The sequence below is a fragment of the Stenotrophomonas maltophilia genome (genome assembly GCF_025642255.1).
Classification (GTDB): domain Bacteria; phylum Pseudomonadota; class Gammaproteobacteria; order Xanthomonadales; family Xanthomonadaceae; genus Stenotrophomonas; species Stenotrophomonas maltophilia_P.
This window is the reverse complement of sequence record NZ_CP106759.1, coordinates 2,523,324-2,542,738: the sequence shown is the minus strand read 5'-3', so window position 1 is coordinate 2,542,738 and position 19,415 is coordinate 2,523,324. Positions and strand designations below refer to the sequence as shown.

At 65.5% G+C, this 19,415-nt stretch carries 21 protein-coding genes; 7 read left to right on the top strand and 14 right to left on the bottom strand.

Annotation, left to right across the window (positions count from 1 at the left end):
• Nucleotides 1-30: 30 nt before the first annotated feature.
• The 6 genes from N8888_RS11715 to N8888_RS11690 all read right to left on the bottom strand — a co-directional run bounded on the left by N8888_RS11715 (nucleotide 31) and on the right by N8888_RS11690 (nucleotide 6,561).
• Nucleotides 31-588 carry a hypothetical protein gene (locus tag N8888_RS11715; RefSeq protein ID WP_263174936.1) on the bottom strand — a complete coding sequence of 186 codons (558 nt, stop codon included), beginning with the start codon at nucleotides 586-588 and terminating at the stop codon, nucleotides 31-33.
• A gap of 107 nt (nucleotides 589-695) precedes the next feature.
• Nucleotides 696-1,973 carry an HlyD family secretion protein gene (locus N8888_RS11710; RefSeq protein WP_080375280.1) on the bottom strand — a complete coding sequence of 426 codons (1,278 nt, stop codon included), beginning with the start codon at nucleotides 1,971-1,973 and terminating at the stop codon, nucleotides 696-698.
• A gap of 48 nt (nucleotides 1,974-2,021) precedes the next feature.
• Nucleotides 2,022-3,311: a retropepsin-like aspartic protease gene (locus tag N8888_RS11705; RefSeq protein WP_263174934.1), complete on the bottom strand. Its 1,290-nt coding sequence runs from the start codon at nucleotides 3,309-3,311 to the stop codon at nucleotides 2,022-2,024.
• Nucleotides 3,312-3,379: 68 nt separating this feature from the next.
• Complete coding sequence (locus N8888_RS11700) at nucleotides 3,380-3,934, bottom strand: hypothetical protein (RefSeq protein ID WP_164972387.1); 555 nt, start codon at nucleotides 3,932-3,934, stop codon at nucleotides 3,380-3,382.
• 637 nt (nucleotides 3,935-4,571) lie between these two features.
• Nucleotides 4,572-5,891, bottom strand: coding sequence for a retropepsin-like aspartic protease (locus N8888_RS11695; RefSeq protein WP_263174930.1), 1,320 nt, complete (start codon nucleotides 5,889-5,891; stop codon nucleotides 4,572-4,574).
• A 49-nt stretch (nucleotides 5,892-5,940) separates the two neighbouring features.
• Entirely contained in the window at nucleotides 5,941-6,561 is a 621-nt protein-coding gene (locus N8888_RS11690) for a hypothetical protein (protein WP_053517857.1), read from the bottom strand.
• A 268-nt stretch (nucleotides 6,562-6,829) separates the two neighbouring features.
• On the opposite strand from N8888_RS11690, the gene N8888_RS11685 reads away from it, so the two are divergent.
• On the top strand, nucleotides 6,830-7,522 hold the full coding sequence (locus tag N8888_RS11685) for a hypothetical protein (protein ID WP_263174928.1): 693 nt from the start codon (nucleotides 6,830-6,832) through the stop codon (nucleotides 7,520-7,522).
• The gene (locus N8888_RS11680) at nucleotides 7,519-7,941 is read left to right on the top strand and encodes a hypothetical protein (protein WP_197572644.1); all 423 of its coding nucleotides are present in this window, start codon (nucleotides 7,519-7,521) and stop codon (nucleotides 7,939-7,941) included. Before N8888_RS11685 ends, N8888_RS11680 begins: the two co-directional genes overlap by 4 nt.
• 54 nt (nucleotides 7,942-7,995) lie before the next feature.
• On the opposite strand, the gene N8888_RS11675 is transcribed toward N8888_RS11680, so the two are convergent.
• From N8888_RS11675 to N8888_RS11645, 7 genes are all read right to left on the bottom strand, one after another.
• Complete coding sequence (locus tag N8888_RS11675; RefSeq protein WP_263174926.1) at nucleotides 7,996-10,137, bottom strand: TonB-dependent siderophore receptor; 2,142 nt, start codon at nucleotides 10,135-10,137, stop codon at nucleotides 7,996-7,998.
• 102 nt (nucleotides 10,138-10,239) lie between these two features.
• Nucleotides 10,240-11,943, bottom strand: a complete 1,704-nt coding sequence (locus N8888_RS11670) for an ATP-binding protein (RefSeq protein WP_111187046.1) — start codon at nucleotides 11,941-11,943, stop codon at nucleotides 10,240-10,242.
• Between the two features lie 89 nt (nucleotides 11,944-12,032).
• Nucleotides 12,033-12,218: a hypothetical protein gene (locus tag N8888_RS11665; protein WP_111187042.1), complete on the bottom strand. Its 186-nt coding sequence runs from the start codon at nucleotides 12,216-12,218 to the stop codon at nucleotides 12,033-12,035.
• Between the two features lie 4 nt (nucleotides 12,219-12,222).
• Complete coding sequence (locus N8888_RS11660) at nucleotides 12,223-12,462, bottom strand: hypothetical protein (RefSeq protein WP_053517863.1); 240 nt, start codon at nucleotides 12,460-12,462, stop codon at nucleotides 12,223-12,225.
• A 106-nt stretch (nucleotides 12,463-12,568) separates the two neighbouring features.
• Nucleotides 12,569-12,823, bottom strand: a complete 255-nt coding sequence (locus N8888_RS11655; RefSeq protein ID WP_111187041.1) for a hypothetical protein — start codon at nucleotides 12,821-12,823, stop codon at nucleotides 12,569-12,571.
• A 129-nt stretch (nucleotides 12,824-12,952) separates the two neighbouring features.
• A complete protein-coding gene (locus tag N8888_RS11650; RefSeq protein ID WP_053517866.1) occupies nucleotides 12,953-13,222 on the bottom strand; it encodes a hypothetical protein in 270 nt (89 codons plus the stop codon).
• A 139-nt stretch (nucleotides 13,223-13,361) separates the two neighbouring features.
• Nucleotides 13,362-14,573 carry an MFS transporter gene (locus N8888_RS11645; protein ID WP_053517900.1) on the bottom strand — a complete coding sequence of 404 codons (1,212 nt, stop codon included), beginning with the start codon at nucleotides 14,571-14,573 and terminating at the stop codon, nucleotides 13,362-13,364.
• Nucleotides 14,574-14,880: 307 nt separating this feature from the next.
• Here N8888_RS11645 and N8888_RS11640 point away from each other — a divergent pair, with 307 nt between their 5' ends.
• Nucleotides 14,881-15,387, top strand: coding sequence for a GNAT family N-acetyltransferase (locus N8888_RS11640; protein ID WP_263174922.1), 507 nt, complete (start codon nucleotides 14,881-14,883; stop codon nucleotides 15,385-15,387).
• Nucleotides 15,388-15,397: 10 nt separating this feature from the next.
• Here the strand turns inward: N8888_RS11640 and N8888_RS11635 are convergent, their stop codons facing one another.
• Nucleotides 15,398-15,835, bottom strand: a complete 438-nt coding sequence (locus N8888_RS11635; RefSeq protein WP_253119950.1) for an acetyltransferase — start codon at nucleotides 15,833-15,835, stop codon at nucleotides 15,398-15,400.
• 111 nt (nucleotides 15,836-15,946) lie between these two features.
• On the opposite strand from N8888_RS11635, the gene tadA reads away from it, so the two are divergent.
• The 4 genes from tadA to N8888_RS11615 all read left to right on the top strand — a co-directional run bounded on the left by tadA (nucleotide 15,947) and on the right by N8888_RS11615 (nucleotide 19,342).
• Entirely contained in the window at nucleotides 15,947-16,471 is a 525-nt protein-coding gene (tadA, locus tag N8888_RS11630) for a tRNA adenosine(34) deaminase TadA (protein WP_053517868.1), read from the top strand.
• A gap of 75 nt (nucleotides 16,472-16,546) precedes the next feature.
• Entirely contained in the window at nucleotides 16,547-17,119 is a 573-nt protein-coding gene (orn, locus tag N8888_RS11625; protein ID WP_263174920.1) for an oligoribonuclease, read from the top strand.
• Nucleotides 17,120-17,183: 64 nt separating this feature from the next.
• Nucleotides 17,184-18,056, top strand: coding sequence for an EcsC family protein (locus tag N8888_RS11620; protein ID WP_053517871.1), 873 nt, complete (start codon nucleotides 17,184-17,186; stop codon nucleotides 18,054-18,056).
• Between the two features lie 170 nt (nucleotides 18,057-18,226).
• Entirely contained in the window at nucleotides 18,227-19,342 is a 1,116-nt protein-coding gene (locus N8888_RS11615) for an alkene reductase (RefSeq protein WP_263174918.1), read from the top strand.
• Nucleotides 19,343-19,415: the final 73 nt, after the last annotated feature.

The window sequence follows — 19,415 nt, the reverse complement described above, 5'->3', positions numbered from 1 at the left end:
ATCCTTCACTGCACGGTGGGGCGCATATCCCTAGCGTGCGGCGCGATAGAAGCTGAGCAGGCACTCGTCGCGGGATCCATCGGTAGTGAAGTGCAGGACAGTCCCGTTGGAACGAAGCTCGTAAGCAGATTCCCTGCTCACTCGTTCAGCGGCTGCATTGTGCGGGTTCGGCGGATACATGAACTGCTCAAGCGCGTATTTTTCCTTCAAGGACGCAGCGGGATAGCAATGACCCTGTTCCAGCTTGGCATAGAAGAAACTGATTCCCTGCACCAGGCGCGGATGGATCCGGAACTCGGTATAGGCGATCCGGTAACCATCGCGGGCCTCGATCGGGCTTGACCTGAAAACGACGGGGTCGGTATTGCTGTTGCCCTGCTGCATGAATTCACGTGCGCCCATGCTCTGGAAGAAATCGAAGCCCAGCGGCCAAGGGGCATCGGCAAGCTTCTGAATCACGTCTTCAAGTGAATTCTCGTTGCTGTCCCTTCCTCGGGCGCCGTCTTCAGCAGATGCCTGGAATGCGAGTGACAGGGTCAACGCCAACAGCGGCAGCAGGAGATGTTTCCGGGAGAGATTGAGGTTCATCGTTCCTGTTCCTGGAGATGGCCGCCAAGTCGCCACATGGAAGCCACCTCATCGCCAGGCCTGCGCGAAGCGTGGGCATTGCAGTTCCGCGACGGCGACCGTCAATCTCATTCCTGCCGTCGTTTGGCCGCCAGCAGCGGTTCCAGCAGCCAGTCCAGCAGCGAACGTTTCTCCAGAACCAGATCGGCTTTGAGGCGCATGCCCGGGGTCAGTGCCAGTGCCTTGCCATAGGCCTGCATCTGCTGGTCGTCCAGCGCGGCCAGCAGGCGGTACTGGCTTTCCACGGCCTGCAGGTCGGCGGGCAGTTCCTCCGGTGATGTCGGTGAGCGCGCGATCTTGACGATCCGGGCGCGGCCGACGCCGAACTTCTGGTAGGGGAAGGCGTCGTACATCAGCCGCACGTCGGTGCCGACATTGACGAAGGCGATGGCCGAGGAGGGCACCCACAGCTCGGCGAACAGCTGCGAGCCTTCCGGCATCATCACCCCGAGCGTGCGCCCGGCGGTGACCGTGGCGCCCGGCTTGGCCTGCAGCCAGGTGACCTGCCCGGCGGACTGCGCCACCAGATTGAACTGCGTGCCCAGCTTGTAGTTGATCGCCTTCTCGCGTGCGCCCAGCAGTTCGGACAGCGCGGTGGCGCGGTTGGCGTCACGCTCGGCCTTGAGGCGGCCCAGCTCGTGCCGCATCTGCTCGTGCTCCTGTTCCAGCTGGGCAATGCGCGTCTGCACTTCGGCCACCGATTGGCGCACGTTCAGTACCCGCACCTCCGCGTCGCGGTACTGCAGTTCGGATACCAGCTTGTCCGCGCGCAGGCGGCCCAGGTCGTGCACGGTCTTCTCGGCGATGGCCTGCTGTTGCTGGTACAGCGTGACGTTGTCACGCAGTACCGAAAGCTGGCGGGTGGTGCCCAGCATGCGCTCGCGGATGCCGGCCTCCTGGCTTTCCAGGGATGCTTCGGTGGCGCGTTCGCGATCGACCGACGCCTGGGTGAGGCGCTCGGCCATGCCGGACAGGGTGGCCCCGGTGCTTTCGCCGGTGTCGATCACCGAATCCACCGAGACGCTGACGATGGGGTCGCCCTGGCGGACCTTCGCGCCTTCCTCCACATGCACGTTGCTGACGATGCCCGAGCGCTGGCTGATGATCGGCAACAGGCCGCGCGAGGGGACCAGCGCACCGGATACGGTTTCCTTGCGCGGGAACGAGGTGGTCACCAGGAACAGTACCGCCAGGCCCAGCAGCGCAACCACGAAGCCGGTGGCCAGCCACATGCCGACACCCGGTGCCTGCACCGGGGAGCCGAAGCGCTGCGTGGCAGCCTCGATCGCTTCGTTGCGGAACAGCGGAATCACATCCGCCGTCTCATCCTTTCTGGCTGGTTCCATGTGGCCTGCGGTGCCGCGTCGTTGCGGAGAGTGGGATGGGTAGGGACATCATCGCGCGGTTCGGGGCGCAAGGCAGCCATGGCCACCGGCCACGTCCACGTAGTAGTCGTAATCGTCGCGCAGGCCGAAACCCACCCGCCAGGAGATCGGGAACACGTTGGCCGGTTGGTCGGAGACCTGGGTCTGCAGGGTGACCGTGCGGCCATTGAACGTGACCGGTGCGGTGGCTTCGGCATAGCGGACCGGTTGCAGGCCGTGCATCGTCCAGCGGCGTCGCTGCACCAGGCTGGCCTGTGGGTAGGTGGACAGGTTCACGCCGGAGGCTTCCAGTGCGACATCGGTGCCGGTGTCGAGCAGGACGAGCTCGTCGCGCTTGCCGATGCGCATCGGCAGGCGCAGCGAGTACTGGCCGCCCCACAGTGCAGAGGTGGTTGCCAGGGGTTGCCGGCAGGTATCGGCCGGCAGTGCCTTCAGCAGCTCCAGCTCGGTGGGCCGCAGCACCAGCGGACCCAGCCGGTACAGCAGGTCCAGGCCGATGATGTTGAACTCGATCTGGTCGGTGACCGTGAAGGCGACGTTGCTGAAGTGCAGATCGCCCAGCTGCACATCGACCGGAGCGGCCAGGCCGATCGCCACGGTCTGCCCGGGCCGCGAATTGTCGGTGGCGAAGTCGTCGGTCACCGCCAGGCCCATCGCCTGTGCGGCCTTGCGGCTGATATGCGAACGGGTGGCGCCGGTGTCGATGATGAAATCGGAGTCGATGTCGCGCTGCTTTCCATCCTGGCCGCCCCGGATCTTGCCGCGGATGACAGGAACACCGGCCTTGGCCGACAGCGGCAGGCGGGTTCCGGCAGGCGGCGGTGCGGCCAGCGTGGCCGATCGCGGCCATTGGCTGAAGGACTCGAACGCGGGGGCGGTGATGCCGCTTACTTCCTCGCCTGCACGCAGCGACGGCGCGACATGCTGTTGATAGAGCGCGCGGACTTTCTGCATGTCGGCGGCCCAGCCGGCGATGTCGCCTTCCAGCAGACGGTTGCCGGCACGCAGGCTCCGGCACAGGTACATGACCCCCTGGCTCTTTTCGGCCACCACGGCAGCGTCGGCGATACAGGTGTCGGCCCAGCGATTGGACTGGGCGATTTCGCCACGCGTGCGGTGGTAGCCGGCACGTGCGGCCAGCCGTGCCGTGGTATTGGATTTGCCGATCCGCTCCAGGGCCGCGCTGTTGCCCTGCATCACCGCTACGGTGATGCCATGGCTGTCTTCAGCGACCACATCGCGGGCCCCGGCGGGGGCGGCCACGCCCAGTGCGATCACTGCGGACATCAGGAATTTCATTGCCTCAGCTCCTCTGTGACACGTATCGGCCGCCCGGTCTCCCGGGCGGCCGATGTTCCGGTGCAGCGTCAGAACCCGCTGATGACCAGGTTGAACTGGCCGGTGAACGAGTTGGTGTTCGGATCGAACGTCAGGCCGATGTTGAACGACACACCGTTACCGAAGTCCTGGTTGAAGCTGGCGTTGTAGTTGCTCACATTGAAGTGATCGGTGGTCAGGCCCAGGGTGTAGGTCTGGCCTGCATACTGGAAGCTGCCGTTACCGGCCAGGCCCCAGTTGCCATTGGTCAGATTCAGGTTCTCGGTCAGATTGAAGGTCAGGTTGTAGTCCTGCAAGACCCATGTCTGGGTCGCGCTGGCTACACCGTTGCCATCAATGCTGGCGTTGGAACTGAAGGTGGTCTCGCCACCGCCGTCGCCACCACCACCGCCGCCACCACCACCGCCACCGCCGCCATCGCCCGGATCCCACGGATCGGTCCAGTCCGGCGGATCCGGGTTGGGACCCCAGTCGTCCGGCGGGGTCACATCGACCGGCGGCAGATCGGTGGTGTCCACCTGTGCGCCACCGGAGACCAGTGCACGTTCTTCGGGGGAGAGATCACGAATTCCACTTGCAGACATCTCACAACTCCTTGTTTGTCCGATGCAGATTACGGATGCGTCGATCGCCGCCTTCATGCGGCCCTCGGACATTTATCACACGAAGTGGACGGTGCTCTGTCAGAAAAATCTGATTCGGACGGAAGGGTGATATACGACAAAAATGAACGCGCCTTGCGCTTGCTTCGTTGGGCGGCCGCTTGCCATGACACGCTAGCCCCCACCGCAGGCGCTCAAGCAGCGGTCGCGTATTTCCCCGCACTTGATGTCCGGAAGGCGATTCCGGCAGAAATCCACGCTCGCCTGGCATGATCGACGAAGATCCCTGTCCTGGATTTCGTCACAGTTGCCACCCCATTGGGATGCCGAGCCCAGGCACCCGCTACTGCTTCCGGCGGAATGACAGCTGGCATAGTGGTCCTGACACTGGTCCATGCATTGGCGTGCAGCCGTGGTTTCACGAGCGCCCTGCGCCAGATAGGGGTCGCCATGGCTGCTGCAGGATGCCATCGCAACGACAGCCACGAATACGAGTAGTTTGCTCTGCACTGCAGCAGACCCCTTCAATTGATCGTATCAGGCTCTTCATCATCAGCCGGCTGATTCCATTCTGGCCTGAGTGGCTGTGCTGATGCGGAGATTCAATCAGGATGCGATATCAGTGTGCTGACTGGGTAGCCCCCAAAGACATCAGGCAGGCCTTGTTTGTGATGAAATCCAGATAGATGGAGACCTTGCGCAGGCTGCCGCCGCCCAGCACATAGCGCGTCTTGCTTGGATGGTTTCCAGTGGATGTGCTCATCTGCAATTCTGCAGAGCCGTCCAAGGTCTGCACAACGGCCTCGCGCGCGACCGATGCTCTTCGCTGCTGTCCTTGTACGCCTTGAACAACACTGTGTTGAACTGGACCTGCTGGCAGAGCCACACCGATTGGCAAGGCTTCCATCAACTCGCCACTGTTGCCAGTATCCAGCATTGCTTCCTGGCGCTTGCCGTCAACAGTAATGAACAACCTTGGGACGGTCTGCGTACCGCTCAGGTCTGCCGCCGAGAACATCGGGGCGTCGCAGGCCGGAGCGGCAGATCCCTCCGCGAGCACCTGCAGGCCATCCTTGCCGATCAGGACTCGGCCGAGACGAGATAGAACATCGAGGCCAAGAAGGTTCGCAGGAATGCGTTCGCTGACGGATACCAATGGCTGCGAGATGATCAACGGACCAAACTGGAGGGTCTGTGGCTGGGCGATCCTGCTGCGCTGTTGTGAGTCGCCCAGCACGCCGGAAAGCGTGAATCCCTCCATGAGCGGGGGCGCAGTTATCGCCGCGGGATGCACTATGGTCAGTGCCGAGCCTGTGTCGACCAAGACCTCAAGAGTCTTTCCGTCAATCTGCAGTTGCGCCATGTTGGGATAAGCGACACGGCCGCCGTCGTGATCCTGGCTGGACGCTACCGTAACCGTTCCTGTGTGCAGGGCGATACGTCCTTGGCCAGATGAATCGACTTTGGGAGCGGGCCGACCGGCCATCGCGGCGTAGTCTGGAATGCGGGTGAATACATCGACATTTCCCAATGTTTTGCCCCGCTTCTCCGCAGCGGCCCGAACGCGCTCCCGCGCCTGCATCGACAGGCGTGCCCATGCAGGCAGGTCACCCGCTACCACCTCGACGCCAGCTCGCAGTGCTCCGCAGACAGTCAGCCCGGCCAAATGCGTAGTCTGCTGCGCCATCTGGATACATTCATCTGACGCTTCGCGGGCTCCAGGAACGTCCAGCAGAACGCGGCGTTCGGCGGCCCTGGCCATCTTCTTTACGACGGTATTGGTTGCATTGACCTGCAGCTGCCGTAGTGCAGCGACATCACCTTGAGCCAGCGCTTGGCTGACCGGCGTGGGGTCGTTGAATATCTGCGTGACGCGGGTTGTCTCAGCGGCACCAGCACAGGATGAAACGAGCAGCAATGCAAGTAAAAGGGGACGCATGGGACTCCAGATGGATGCCGCGTCCGCGAACGCGGCATCCCAAGAGGGATCAAGGACTCTTGTTGTAGAGGAACTGGGCTTCGCCCTTTATGTCGTTGTCCGCTGAGTTGTAGATCAGGTTGATCTGAAAGCCGAAGCCTGCGCCGATATCCCAGTAGTAACCACCATTGACGGTGGAGGTCCAGGAACCTTCGTTCAGCTGCCACTTGAGAAGACTGCCATCGTTGCCGACGAAATCCAATGTGCCCTTGCCGTCCTTGAAGGTGCCGTCGGTGTTGAACTTCAGCTCGGTGCTGACCGTCCACTGGCCGAATTCATTGGGAATCGGGTAGGTCAACACCGCTTTGTTGAAGCCCGGCTCGCCATTCTCGCCCGGCGTGTAGGTCAGCTTGCTTTCAAAAGGCTTGACATCGATGAAGGTGAAGTCTGGCTGTCCATCGCCGTCACCACCGCCGTCGCCACCACCTCCATCACCGCCGCCACCGCCACCGCCGCCGCCGCCATCGCCCGGATCCCACGGATCGGGCCAGTCCGGCGGATCCGGGTTGGGACCCCAGTCGTCCGGTGGGGTCACATCGACCGGCGGCAGATCGGTGGTGTCCACCTGCGCGCCACCGGAGACCAGTGCACGTTCTTCGGGGGAGAGATCACGAACTCCACTTGCAGACATCTCACAACTCCTTGTTTGTCCGATGCAGATTACGGATGCGTCGTTGCCGCCTTCATGCGGCCCTCGGACATTTATCACACGAAGTGGACAGTGCTCTGTCAGAAAAGTCTGATTCGGACGGAAGGGTGATAGACGACAAAAATGAACGCGCATCGCACTTGCGCAACGACGATTCTTCATCTTGAAGTAATGCGAATGTGCTATTTGACCTTCACGCAGTTGCTGCGCTAAACACCACACCTCACGCTCGAAGCAAGGAGTTGCACGCATGCAGGAAAATGGAATTCGCGAGCTGTCGCTGGAAGAGCTCGCGCTGGTTTCTGGCGGTGCGCAGATGGACACCACCGATCTGCCTCCGGTGGATGCGTTGCCGCCCGATGACGGCGGCTGGCCGGATATCGATCCGCCAGACTGGACCGATCCGTGGGACCCGGGCGATGGCGGCGGCGGTGGTGGCGGCGGTGGCGGTGGCGAGGCGCCGCCGAGCGCGTATGAGCAGGTCGATGCACAGGCTGACACCGTCGCGCGTGAGGTGGAGGCACTGATCAAGGCCGATCCGGGTTATCAGAGCCAGGAGCTGGGCACGGTGATCTACCGCGACGCAGTGACCGGTGAAATCAAGACCAGCCCACTGGCGCGCGGTGATGCCAGCAATCCCGGGGCCATCAGCTATCCGCTGCTGGAGTGGGGCATCTCGCCGGGCCAGGTGGTGGGCATCATCCATTCCCATCCGGCCGGGGTCTTCCCGTCGGAGACGCATGAGGTCAACAAGTACCCGTCCGACAACCGCACCGTTGGCGGCGTGGCCTATGAGGGCGGGGACTGGGGTGTGGCCGATCTGCTGCGCGACAACGGCATGAATGCCGAAGAGTTCCGCTACTACATCATCGGGCCCGACGGTGTGACCCGTGAGTATGATTTCAACGACCGCGATGCGGAAACGCTGGGTACGACGCTATGAAGATAGAGGCCGCATGGGCGGTGGCCGTTCTGGCCGTGGGCGCAGCAGCCTGTGCGCCGGTGGCGCGTGCCGATTCGCCAGGGCTGGCGGTGCTGCGCAGCGAAGATGGACTGCCTGCGGACCGCTACACCTCGCAGCACCAGATGAGTTGTGGCAGCCGCGTGTTCGAGCTCGTGGTGGAATCGCCGGGTCCGGTCAGGTTGACTGGCCTGAAGGTGGATGGCGTCGCGGTTCCTGCCGCGCAGCTGCAGGCCATCAATGCACAGGTACCGGAGCGCTCCTGGTTCCAGGGCATCGCCTCGTCCTGCACGTCGGCCCGCCAGTCGCTGACCCTTCAGCTGTCATCGCCGCAGGGGGCGGTGACCATCCCGCTTTCGTTCAAGGATGGCGTGCTGGTGCCGGCGGCACCCGCCCGGTAACGCAGGTGCTGCAGGCTGCCGGCCCCTGCGCGGGGCCGGCAGCGCGACCGCCCGTCAGAAGCGGTAGGCCGCCTGCACGTACACCCGGCGCGGTTCCCCGGGGAAGTGCCCGTTGCGCGCGATGAAGCCGCTGGCCGCATACACCTTGTCGAACAGGTTCTTGACGTTGGCCTGGAACTGCCACTGCTTCCACGTGGTCTTCCAGCTCATGTCGAATACGGTGTAGGCCTTCACACTCTGTCCGTCCAGGCTGATGCGCTCGCCGACATGGTCGGCACCGAAACCAATGGCCGAGTTCAGCGCAGGCAGGTCGTAACGCGTCCACAGGCCGAGCGTGTTGCGCGGTGCATTGGCGAAGCGGTCTCCGGAGGCGTTGGTGATGCCGTTCGGGCCCGCATCCTTCACCCGTGCGTCGTTGTACGCGTAGGTGAGGTTCACCACCCAGCGATCGGTCACATCGGCCAGCAGATCGAGTTCCATGCCGGTGCTGCGCACCAGGCCCAGCGCGGCGAGCTGGTTCACGCCTGCGGTCACTTCGCCGGTGGCCTGCACGATGTTGCTGCGGTCGATGCGGTAGGCCGCCATGTTCAAGGTCACACGCTCGGCCAGCAGCGACTTCATGCCTATCTCCCACTGTTTGCTGCGTTCAGCGTCGAACGGGCCGCCGGCAGCACGGTCCTGGTTGGCCGCGCTCTGTGGCACGAATCCGCTGGCCACGTTCGCGTACAGGTTCAGCCCCTCGCGCACAGTGAAAGTGCTGCCCAGCCGCCAGCTGAGGTCGTGCCCATCCACGCTGCTGCCGCCGAGGCGATCCTCGTCCTTGAAGCCATCCCAGCGCAGGCCGGCCAGCACATGCCAGCGCGTGCCCAGCGCAAGTTCGTCCTGCAGGTAGCCGCCGTAGCGGGTGCTGCGCGTGGAGGTGCTGCGCCAGGGCAGGGTAGTCAGAGCGTAGTCGTGCCAGGTGCTGGCGCCATACACTGGATTGAACAGGTCGATGCCACGCACCGGCCCCGCACCGCGCGCGAGGTCGGCACTGTTGGCGGTCTGCGCGGTGAAGTCGGCATCGAGCTGGTACACGTCAGCGCCGAACAGCACTTTGTGCTCGACGCGGCCGGTACTGACCCGCCACACGGCATTGCCGTTGACAGTAAACGCCTCGTTGTCGCGGATCTGGTTGCGCAGCTGGCGCGTCATCCACTCGGCCACGCCATCGCGATCGCGGTCGATCAACCCCATCGGCTCGTGATACATCTGGTGCTCGTTGTTGGTGAACCAGCGCGCGGCGAAATCCACATCCAGATTCGAGGCCGGCGCGAAGCGATACTGCGCCAGGGCGACCTTCGCGCGCATGTCGAGGAAGTCGCTGGCCTCGTTGTGGTTCCAGCGGCGATCGGTCAGGAACGTACCTGCGTCATTCACTGGTACACCCCGCAGGCGGTTGCCGTCCAGGCTCTGGGTGATGTCGGTGAACTGCAGGGTCAGCTCGCCGGTATCGCCCACATCGAAGGCCAACGATGCATCGCCGATCACGCTTTCGCTGTCAGTGTTCCAGCGCACACCCTGCTCGGTGTCGCCGTACAGACCGGCGCGGTAGCGCACGCGGCCGGCCGCATCCAGGGGGCCGGTGGCCTCGACCGAGCCGGCGCGGAAATCCTCGTTGCCCAGCTGGACTTCGATGCGGCGCTCAGCCGTGGCCCGGGGTTTGCGGGTCACATAATTGATGACGCCGCCGGCATCACCACCGCCATACAGTGCGCCGGCCGGACCCTTCAGCACCTCCACCCGCTCGATGTTGAACAGCTGGGGCACCGCGAAGCCCGCATACGGGTCGCCGCGCAGGCCGTCATAGAGCACGTTTTCCTGCCGGAAGCCACGCAGGGTCACGCCCGCATAGCTGAAGAAGCTGATGCCGCTGATGCTGCGGTACAGGTCGGTCACCTGGCGCGCAGCCTGGTCGTCGATCAACTCGCGCGGCACCACCTGCACCGATTGCGGCACCAGCTCCAGCGGGGTATCGGTGCGGGTGCCAACTGCGGCGTCGTCAACCCGGTACAGCGTCTGAGCACGGCCACGCACTTCGACCTTGTCGAGCTCGGTGGTTGCGGTGGTGGGTGGTGCAGCGGCCTGTGCCAGGGGTGCCAGGGGCAGGGCGAGGGCCGCGCACAGCGCGCGGCGGCGGAGCGGGAATAGGGTCATGGGAGGGGATTGGCAACCGCAAATGAGAAAGATTAGCATTTGCAGTGATGCTGTGCCTATTCCCTGATGGCGCGATGGACATCTGGGCACGTGCGGAGGACGTTACGCCCGTATCGTCGCAACCTCCCTCCGGCCCGCGGCCTCGGTCATCACGACGGCGAGCTGCTTGAGCGAGTAGGGCTTGCGCAGCAGGGTGAAGCCGTGGCCGGGGTCGCGTGCCAGCAACTCGCTGTAGCCGCTGGTCAGGATGATGGGCAGATCCGGAAAGCGATCGCGCACGTGCCGGGCCAGTTCCAGGCCGTTGGTGCCGGGCATCACCACGTCGCTGAACATCACATGGAACCGCGTGGCGTCCTGTTCCAGTTCGGCAAGTGCCTCATTGGCGTTGCGGGCCAGTACCACCTCATAGTCGAGTTCGCGCAGGGCTCCGACCGCGAACTCGGCCACATCCACGTTGTCTTCCACCACCAGCACGCACAGCCCGTGCCCGTGCAGCAGGCCCGGCTGTGCCGCCGGCCGCGCCACCGTCTCGCTGGAACGGGTGAGCGGCAGATACAGCGTGAACCGGGTCCCGACGCCAGCCTCGCTCTTCACGTCCACCTCGCCTTCGGACTGCTTGACGAAACCGAATACCTGGCTGAGGCCCAGGCCGGTGCCGGCACCAATACCTTTGGTGGTGAAGAAGGGTTCGAAGATGCGATCCACCACGCCCGGGTCGATGCCGGAGCCGGTATCGGTCACGCTGATGGCGGCGAAGTCACCCTTCAGCGGTGCCGCGAAGCGGACCGAAGGCACTGCCGTAACCTGCTCGACGTCGATGGTGACCGTGCCGTGGCCGTCGATCGCATCGCGCGCGTTGACGGCGATGTTGATCAGCGCGGTGTCCAGCTGTGTGCGGTCCAGCAGCACCGGCAGCGGGCGATCAGGCAGGTTGACCGACACCTGGATGCGTGCCCCCAGTACCGTGGTGATGATGTCCGACAGGGCCTGCACGCTCTCGCACAGGTCAAAGACCTCCGGTGACAGGCTCTGCCGGCGCGAGAAGGCCAGCAGCTGCGCTGTCAGCCGTGTGGCCCGGTCCGACGCATTGCCGATTGCCTGCACGTAGCGGCGTCGCGGATCTTCCGCCGGCCAGGTATGCAGCAGCATGTCCACCGAGCCGGTGATGACCTGCAGCAGGTTGTTGAAGTCGTGCGCGACGCCTCCGGTGAGCTGGCCGATGGCTTCCAGCTTCTGCGACTGCCTGAGCTGCTCACGGGCCCGCACCAGTTCCAGGTGCGCCTCGCGCGCCTGTTCGGTGATCGCGGCCACCTGGCGGCTGTGCAGGTCGCGCTCGATCACGCGTTCGGTCTGCTCGCTGACCACGCAGATGATCCCGGCGACGGCACCGCTGGCATCGCGCAGAGGCGAATAGGAGAAGGTCCAGAAGGTCTCGCGCAGCGTGCCGTCGCGGTCCATCATCAGCGGCAGGTTCTTGAAGCTGCGGCTGCGGCCCGCGAACGCCGCATCGATGGCATGCTCCACATCGGCCCAGACGTCAGACCACACCACGTCCAGGCGGTTGCCCATGGCGCCGTGCAGCTTGTCACCCAGCATCGGCAGGTAGGCATCGTTGAAGAAGAATGCCTTTTCGCTCTGGCCCCAGGCGATCCACAGAGGTTCCGGAGAGTCGAGGATCATCGCAAGCAGCGTGCGCAGCTCGCAGGGCGCCTGTGCCGCCGCCGGCGAGCGTGCCCAGTCGCTGTCCTGCAGCAGGCGATAGGCAAGCTGGTCGGGTGCGGAGACGGGAAGGGGGAAAGGATGCATGGCCGTCGGCGCGGGAAGGTGCGGCAGCATAGCCGAACCGATGTCAGCAGGGCCTGCACATCGCCAATGGGTCGGGGCAACCGCAGCGGCTAGCCTGGCTCCTGGCCTGGTTGCCCGGCCAGGGCGTGCCGGCCTGCCGGCGTCAGGTCGATGTCCGCATCCTCGGCCTGCACCGCAAAGCCCGCATTCACTGCCCAGGTCGCAGCGTCACCGCGCACCGGCTGCGCGTCGGCGATGTCCTGCAGGATCCTGATCTGCGCTGCGGTCAGCTCCATCGCCTCATACCCCCAGCAGCGACGGGAGCTGCCACTCCGAAACACGCGCATGGCTGATCGGCTGGTGGCAGCCGCAACGCTCGCAGCGGAACAGGGCACCGCCTGGCAGCTGCAGCAATGTGTCCTCACTGGCGGAGGTGGTCTCCGCGCAATGGTGGCAGGTGACGGTGAGCGCGGTGATGCGTTCAACGCCACCGGACAGGTTGAAGACGGCTTCGAAAGCGCGGATGACAGGGTGGGACATAACCGCTCGCGAGTAGTACACGTCCGCATCCTCGCCTGCCACCCGTGACGGCGCAGTCAGCTGTGTGCATCGGCCGCATCAAGACACCCCGCCGTCAGAGCTTTCTTCAAAGCTCCTTCTTCTTGCCGCTCAGATCCAGCGGCGTGTCATCGCCCTTGCGCTCGCTGGACCAGACTTCAAGACTCTTGTTGCAGCGGCTTTCGCGTGCGGCGACCTGCGGCGGCAGGTCCTTCAGGTGCGGTGATTCCTGGCAGCCCGAATGCATGGCCGTGTCGTCATAGGTGGCGCAGGCAGCGAGCGAGGCAAGCATGACGGCATAGACCGAGGCGCGGAGCGCGCCGGGGGCGAAGCAGGTAGGCATGGACGGCATCCTGGGAAAGTGGGGGTGCCCTGATTCAATAATGTGACCCCGTGCCGACGCAATCGGTCTGCCTGCACTTGTTATTCAGTAACAAGTGTGGCGATACTCTGCGGTTGTGGCATCTGCGGGCTACGCGACGCAGATCATGAACAGTGCGGACAGCGCCAGCATCAGCATGAAGACCCGCCGGCTCAGGGCCAGGCAGGCCAGGCAGGCGGCCAGGGCCCAGGCCGCCAGCAGGACGCAGGTGAGCAGCCACAGTCCGGTGGTCATCAGTGACCCCGCAGCGATGGCCGACAGAGCGGACGCCTTGAACAGCGCGATACCCAGCACACTGCCCAGCACGCCGGCCTGCAGGGCGACCGCGTCATGGTGGGCAGGGGCACGGCGGGGAGGCATTGCGGTCCGGACGATCGACCAGGGGGTGTTGATCGAAGTCTGCCCGAACGGATATCCACGCCATGTGTAGTACCGTCGGCGGCCGCCGCAGGCCTGCCTGCCGCGTGCGGCGCCGCGGGACGGCCGGAGGACAGCAGTGTCAGTGACTGCGGGCGACCGTGCGTGCGCGGTTCTTTTCCAGCATCACCGCGACGCACCACAGCAGCAGGCCACCGAAGGCGGTGGCTGCGCCGACATAGCCGGTGGTGGCGGGACTGAAGCCGGCGCTGATGGCCATGCCACCCAGCCACGGCCCCAGCGCGTTGGCGGTGTTGAACGCGGCATGGTTGGAGGCCGCAGCCAGCGTCTGCGCTTCCCCCGCCACATCCATCAGGCGGGTCTGCAGCACGGCGGCGAGCGCACCCATGGTGCCCACGGTGATGATCATCGGGCCGATGGTCCACACCGACTGCGCAGCCAGCGGATACAGCAGCAGCATCACGATCGACCACGCCAGTACCAGCGCGGCGGCCTTGAAGTGGAATCTGTCCACCAGCCAGCCGCCGGCGATGTTGCCGATGATGGCGCCGATGCCGAACACACCCACGGCGAGCGGCATCCACGATTCGGCAACCCCGGTCACCTGCACCAGGGTCGGCGCAAGATAGGTGAACACACAGAACATGCCGGCGAATCCGACCGCACCGATGGCCAGTGCCAGCCATACCTGCGTGGTGTTGAAGGCGCGCAGCTCGCGCATCGGCGAGGTGCGCACCTCCTCCGGGTCGGGCAGCAGGAAGCGCGCGATCATCGCAACGGTGGCAATGGCCAGCAGGGTGACCAGCGCAAACGCCGTACGCCAGCTCAGTTGCTGGCCCAGCCAGGTGGTGAGCGGGTTGCCGATCAGGATGGCGATGGACAGGCCGAGCAGCACGCGCGACATCGCCTGGCCGCGCTGGCCGGCCGGGCTGATCGCCGCCGCTACCAGCATCGCCACGCCAAAGTAAGCGCCATGCGGAAGGCCCGCGACGAAGCGCGCGATGAGCATGGTGGCGTAGTTCGGTGCCAGCGCGCTGGCCAGATTGCCGACTGCATAGAAGCCCATCAGCGCCAGCAGCAGGCGACGGCGTGGGAAGCTGGCGCCGACGAACGCCAGGACCGGTGCACCGACCACCACGCCGATGGCGTAGGCGCTGATGAGATGGCCGACCTGTGTTTCGGTGATCGACAGGCCACGACTGATTTCCAGCATCAGGCCCATGCTGGCGAACTCGCTGGTACCGATGGCAAAGCCGCCGAGCGACAGGGCGAGGATGATCAGGGTGCGCTGGCGGGGCGTCAGCTGCGCGGCCAGGGAGGAATTGGGGCTCATGCGGGGGCGCAGGGGGCGGGGGAGCAGGCTATTGTACTGCTGCACCGCAACAGGGGTCATCGCCGGCTGCCAAGAATCAGCGTCCGGCCAGTGGTAGTGCTGCGCACCGCATGTTGACGGGATCTCCATTTCCATGAACATCTCCATAGCGGAGCAGAGCACCGTGCGGGTGCCTGCCCAGGCCGCTGCATCGCTGTCTTCCGCGAGACCTCCGCGGTTGGACAATCGCGGATGCACGGTTGTTACACCCTTCGTTCCCTGTCGCGGCGGTCTCCGGGCCGGTGCGTGGCCTAGCTCAAGGTGCTCCATGACACTTTCCATCCGTACTGAAACGCCGGCCGACATCGCCGCCATCCATGCCCTGACCACCGCCGCTTTCGCCACGGCCGGACACAGCAGTCACACCGAGCAGTACATCGTTGATGCGCTGCGCGAGCGCGGCGAGCTGAGCATCTCGCTGGTGGCCGACGCGGCCGGAGAAGTCATCGGCCACGTCGCTGTTTCGCCGGTGTCCGTCAGCGACGGCAGCAGCGGCTGGTACGGCCTGGGCCCGATCTCGGTGCTGCCGGAGCGACAGGGGCAGGGCATCGGTGCCGCATTGATGCGCGCGGCCATCGAGGCCCTTCGCCAGCAGCACGCGCGAGGCTGCGTGTTGCTGGGCGAGCCGGAGTACTACGGTCGTTTCGGCTTCCGCGCCGAGCCGGGGCTGGTGCTGCCGGGCGTTCCTGCCGAGTACTTCCAGGCGCTGTGCCTGCAGCCGCCACTGGCGCAGGGAGAGGTGCGCTACTCCCGGGCGTTCGAAGCGACCGCCTGATCGCGGGCGTTCAGCCCGCGTGCCGAAGGTGGATCAGCGGATACGGACGGCCCTGCGAATCCAGCGCTGAGCGGCCGGTCTCGATGAAGCCCATGCGCAGGTAGAACCCCACTGCCTGCGCATTCTGCGCATTGACGTCGGTGCTCAGCTGCGGATGCACGGCCAGTGCGTGCTGCAGCAGCTGACGGCCGATGCCGGTGCCGCGCACGTCCGGGTCGATGAACAAGGCTTCCAGATGCGTTCCGTCGATCAACATGAAGCCCAGAGGACGATCATCTGCATCCACGGCCACGGTGGTCGGCGCCTGGGGCAGGAAACCAGCCACTTCGGCATCGATGGCCAGGCGGTCTTCAGGGCTGAGGAAGTCGTGGGTGGCGTCGACGGCGCGGCGCCACAGGTCGACGAGTGCGGCACCGTCATCGGCGCGCGAGGGGCGCAGGGTGGTCATGGGCGGGAACGTGAAGCGGGCAGGCAGCACAGTATGACGTCATTCTGGCATCCGCTGCGCAGCCCGGCGTTACACTGTGCGCCTGAGCTCCGCCGCCTCACGGAAACCGCCATGACCGACGCCCCGGGTGTACCGGTGCACGACGCCGACGAACAGTGGATGCGCCATGCGTTGGCGCTGGCCGAACGCGCGCAGCGCGAGTTCGACGAGATCCCGGTCGGCGCGGTGCTGGTCGGTGCCGACGGCCAACTGCTGGGTGAGGGCTGGAACCTCAATATCGCTTCGCACGATCCCAGCGCGCACGCCGAGATCGTGGCGATGCGTGCCGGCGGCAAGGCGCTGGCCAACCATCGACTGTTGGGCAGCACGCTGTACGTGACGCTGGAGCCCTGCGCGATGTGCGCGATGGCAATCGTGCATGCGCGCGTGTCGCGGCTGGTCTACGGTGCCAGCGACCCGAAGACCGGTGCCTGTGGCAGCGTGTTCGACCTGCTGGGCGACGCGCGCCACAACCACCGCGTGGAGATCCACGGCGGGGTGCTGGCCAAGGAGGCGAGCACGCGGCTGACCAACTACTTCCGCGCCAAGCGCGGCAAGCCGCCCCTGTTGCTGGAAGGCCCGGCGGACGAGGGATGAGCAGCGAAAGGGTATGATGGGCGCCCCTTTCCTTTTCCGGCGGCCCGCGGGCCAGCCCTGCAGCGAGACGACACGATGGTGGAGAACGGCGCGGCCAACGAGCGATTGATCTGGATCGACCTGGAAATGACCGGGTTGGATACCGACAACGATTCGATCATCGAGATCGCCACCGTAGTGACCGATGCCCAGCTCAACGTGCTGGCCGAAGGACCGGAATTCGCCATCCATCATCCGCTGGAGACGCTGGAGGCGATGGACGAGTGGAACCGCAACCAGCATCGTCGTTCCGGCCTGTGGCAGCGCGTTCTGGACAGCAGCGTGACCCTTGCCCAGGCCGAGGCGCAGACGGTGAATTTCCTGGCGGAGTGGATTCCGGCTGGCCTGTCGCCGATGTGCGGCAATTCGATCTGCCAGGATCGCCGCTTCCTGCACCGGCAGATGCCGCGCCTGGAGAAGTACTTCCACTACCGCAACCTGGATGTGTCCACGGTGAAGGAACTGGCCAGGCGCTGGGCGCCGGGCGTGGCCGCTGGCGTCGGCAAGAACAGCAGCCACACCGCACTCAGCGACGTGCATGATTCGATCAACGAGCTGCGCCACTACCGCCGGTTCATGGGCGCGCTTTCAGGGTTGCCGGCCGCCTGAACGACAACGCCGGGCATGGCCCAGCGCTACCCATCGTTCAACCGCGTGGCGCTACTATCGGCCCATGAACGAGCCGATCCTGCTGCCGCGCGATATCGCCCACGACGCCCGCGACTGGTCCGACCTGCAGCGGGCGGTGGCACTGCTGGAGGCGCCGACCCTGACCGCGCGCATGGCCAACCTGGTCGGCACGCCGCTGGAGTTCGCAGTGAAGGCCCTGCCGACGTCGGTGTCCAGCCGCATCCACGGCGCGGTGCAGGCGGCGCTGTCGAAATCCGCGCAGGCGGCGCTGTGGAGCATGGACAATTCACCCGGCAAGGGCGCATCCACCCGCTGGCACAAGGTGGCTGCCGCAACGTCCGGCGCGGTCGGCGGTGCCTTCGGTTTTGCCGCGTTGTTCATCGAACTGCCGGTGTCGACCACCATCATGATGCGCGCCGTGGCCGATGTGGCGCGCAGCGAAGGCTTCGACCTGTCCGAGTTCAGCACACGCCAGGCCTGTCTGGAGGTGTTCGCGCTGGGCGGCAATTCGCCGCGCGACGACGCCAGCGAGACGGGCTACTACCTGGCCCGCGGCTTCACCACCGATGTGATGCGCCACCTGTCGGCCGAGCTGGCCGGCCGCGTGGTGACCGGCCGCGACCTCACCCTGGGCGTGGCCCCGAAGGAGGCCGGCAAGCTGTTGGCCAAGCTGGTGGAGAAGGTCGCCGCGCGTTTCGGTGTGGTGGTGACCGAGAAGTTCGCCGCGCAGGCGGTCCCCATCGTGGGTGCTGCCGCCGGCGCCACGCTCAACACCATGTTCACCGACTACTACCAGGACATGGCACGCGGCCACTTCATCGTGCGCCGGCTGGAGCGCAAGTACGGTGAGGATGTAGTGCGCACCTGCTATGACCGCGTGGCGCATGGCGGCGCCCTGATCGAGCCGACGCTGTAACCGGTGTCGGGGTCAGATCCCTTTGCCGTGCAAAGGGATCTGACCCCGGGCGAGACCTCGGGCGAGCCTATCATTGCCCCGGCGGAACAACTGTTTTGCCAGTCCGTGCCTGTTGCCCGGCGGGCGCCATCCCCATTCTTTGCGGCACTCCCCCGCAAGAGATGGCCGACATGCTGTTCACTCCCCACCGCCTGGGCGCACTGACCCTGCCCAACCGCATCGTGATGCCGCCGATGACCCGTTCGCGTGCGGCCCATGGCAATGTTGCCACCGCCGAAATGGCAGCGTACTACGCGCAACGTGCCGGCGCCGGCCTGATCATCAGCGAAGGCACCCAGATCAGCCCGCAGGGCCAGGGCTATGCCTGGACGCCGGGCATCCACAGTCCGCAACAGGTACAGGGCTGGCGCCAGGTCACCGATGCGGTACACGCGGCGGGCGGACGCATCTATGCGCAGCTGTGGCACGTGGGCCGCGTTTCGCATGTTGCCCTGCAGCCGAACGGTGAGGCGCCGGTGTCGTCGTCGGCACTGCTGGCCGAAGGCGTGAAGGTGTTCGTTGACCCGACCGGTGCCGGCCCGGAGGCCGGCGTCGGCGAGATGATCCAGCACTCGATGCCGCGCGCCCTGCGCGAGGACGAGATTCCTGGCATCGTCGAGGACTACGCACGGGCGGCACGCAATGCACTGGCGGCGGGCTTCGACGGGGTCGAGCTGCATGGGGCCAATGGCTATCTCATCAACCAGTTCATCGATTCGCAGGCCAACCAGCGCACCGATGGCTATGGTGGCGCGCTGCAGAACCGGCTGCGCTTCCTGCGTGAGGTGACGCGGGCGGTGGTCGAGGTGGCGGGCGGCGACCGGGTGGGGGTGCGCCTGGCGCCGCTGACCACGCTGCAGGGGGCGGTGGACGATACGCCGCAGGCCACCTATCTGGCGGCCGCGCATCTGCTGGGTGGGCTGGGCGTGGGCTACCTGCACATCGCCGAAGCCGACTGGGACGACGCACCACCGATGCCGCTGGCGTTCAAGCAGGCGCTGCGCATGGTCTATCCGGGAACACTGATCTACGCCGGCAAGTACACCGCCGAGCGCGCCGAGCAGGCACTGGCCGAAGGCTGGGCCGACCTGATTGGTTTCGGCCGGCCCTTCATCGCCAACCCGGACCTGCCGGAGCGGCTGCGTCAAGGTTCGGAACTGAACCTGCCGGACCGCGCGACGTTCTTCGGAGGCGGGGTGGCGGGCTTCACCGATTACCCGACGCTGGAAGAGAGCGTCGCTGCCTGATTCCGCATCCGCCGGGCATGGCCCGGCGCTACCCGTGCCGACCGTTTGAGCAGGTAACGCCGGGCCATGCCCG

Coding starts and splice junctions, on each gene's coding strand:
- N8888_RS11700 (WP_164972387.1), bottom strand. CDS start 3,934: ATGTCTGCAAGTGGAATTCGTGATCTCTCCCCCGAAGAACGTGCACTG.
- N8888_RS11645 (WP_053517900.1), bottom strand. CDS start 14,573: ATGAGCCCCAATTCCTCCCTGGCCGCGCAGCTGACGCCCCGCCAGCGC.
- tadA (WP_053517868.1), top strand. CDS start 15,947: ATGACCGACGCCCCGGGTGTACCGGTGCACGACGCCGACGAACAGTGG.
- N8888_RS11650 (WP_053517866.1), bottom strand. CDS start 13,222: ATGCCTCCCCGCCGTGCCCCTGCCCACCATGACGCGGTCGCCCTGCAG.
- N8888_RS11705 (WP_263174934.1), bottom strand. CDS start 3,311: ATGAAATTCCTGATGTCCGCAGTGATCGCACTGGGCGTGGCCGCCCCC.
- N8888_RS11665 (WP_111187042.1), bottom strand. CDS start 12,218: ATGGAGCTGACCGCAGCGCAGATCAGGATCCTGCAGGACATCGCCGAC.
- N8888_RS11715 (WP_263174936.1), bottom strand. CDS start 588: ATGAACCTCAATCTCTCCCGGAAACATCTCCTGCTGCCGCTGTTGGCG.
- N8888_RS11695 (WP_263174930.1), bottom strand. CDS start 5,891: ATGCGTCCCCTTTTACTTGCATTGCTGCTCGTTTCATCCTGTGCTGGT.
- N8888_RS11685 (WP_263174928.1), top strand. CDS start 6,830: ATGCAGGAAAATGGAATTCGCGAGCTGTCGCTGGAAGAGCTCGCGCTG.
- N8888_RS11635 (WP_253119950.1), bottom strand. CDS start 15,835: ATGACCACCCTGCGCCCCTCGCGCGCCGATGACGGTGCCGCACTCGTC.
- N8888_RS11710 (WP_080375280.1), bottom strand. CDS start 1,973: ATGGAACCAGCCAGAAAGGATGAGACGGCGGATGTGATTCCGCTGTTC.
- N8888_RS11640 (WP_263174922.1), top strand. CDS start 14,881: ATGACACTTTCCATCCGTACTGAAACGCCGGCCGACATCGCCGCCATC.
- N8888_RS11655 (WP_111187041.1), bottom strand. CDS start 12,823: ATGCCTACCTGCTTCGCCCCCGGCGCGCTCCGCGCCTCGGTCTATGCC.
- N8888_RS11660 (WP_053517863.1), bottom strand. CDS start 12,462: ATGTCCCACCCTGTCATCCGCGCTTTCGAAGCCGTCTTCAACCTGTCC.
- N8888_RS11670 (WP_111187046.1), bottom strand. CDS start 11,943: ATGCATCCTTTCCCCCTTCCCGTCTCCGCACCCGACCAGCTTGCCTAT.
- orn (WP_263174920.1), top strand. CDS start 16,547: ATGGTGGAGAACGGCGCGGCCAACGAGCGATTGATCTGGATCGACCTG.
- N8888_RS11615 (WP_263174918.1), top strand. CDS start 18,227: ATGCTGTTCACTCCCCACCGCCTGGGCGCACTGACCCTGCCCAACCGC.
- N8888_RS11690 (WP_053517857.1), bottom strand. CDS start 6,561: ATGTCTGCAAGTGGAGTTCGTGATCTCTCCCCCGAAGAACGTGCACTG.
- N8888_RS11675 (WP_263174926.1), bottom strand. CDS start 10,137: ATGACCCTATTCCCGCTCCGCCGCCGCGCGCTGTGCGCGGCCCTCGCC.
- N8888_RS11620 (WP_053517871.1), top strand. CDS start 17,184: ATGAACGAGCCGATCCTGCTGCCGCGCGATATCGCCCACGACGCCCGC.
- N8888_RS11680 (WP_197572644.1), top strand. CDS start 7,519: ATGAAGATAGAGGCCGCATGGGCGGTGGCCGTTCTGGCCGTGGGCGCA.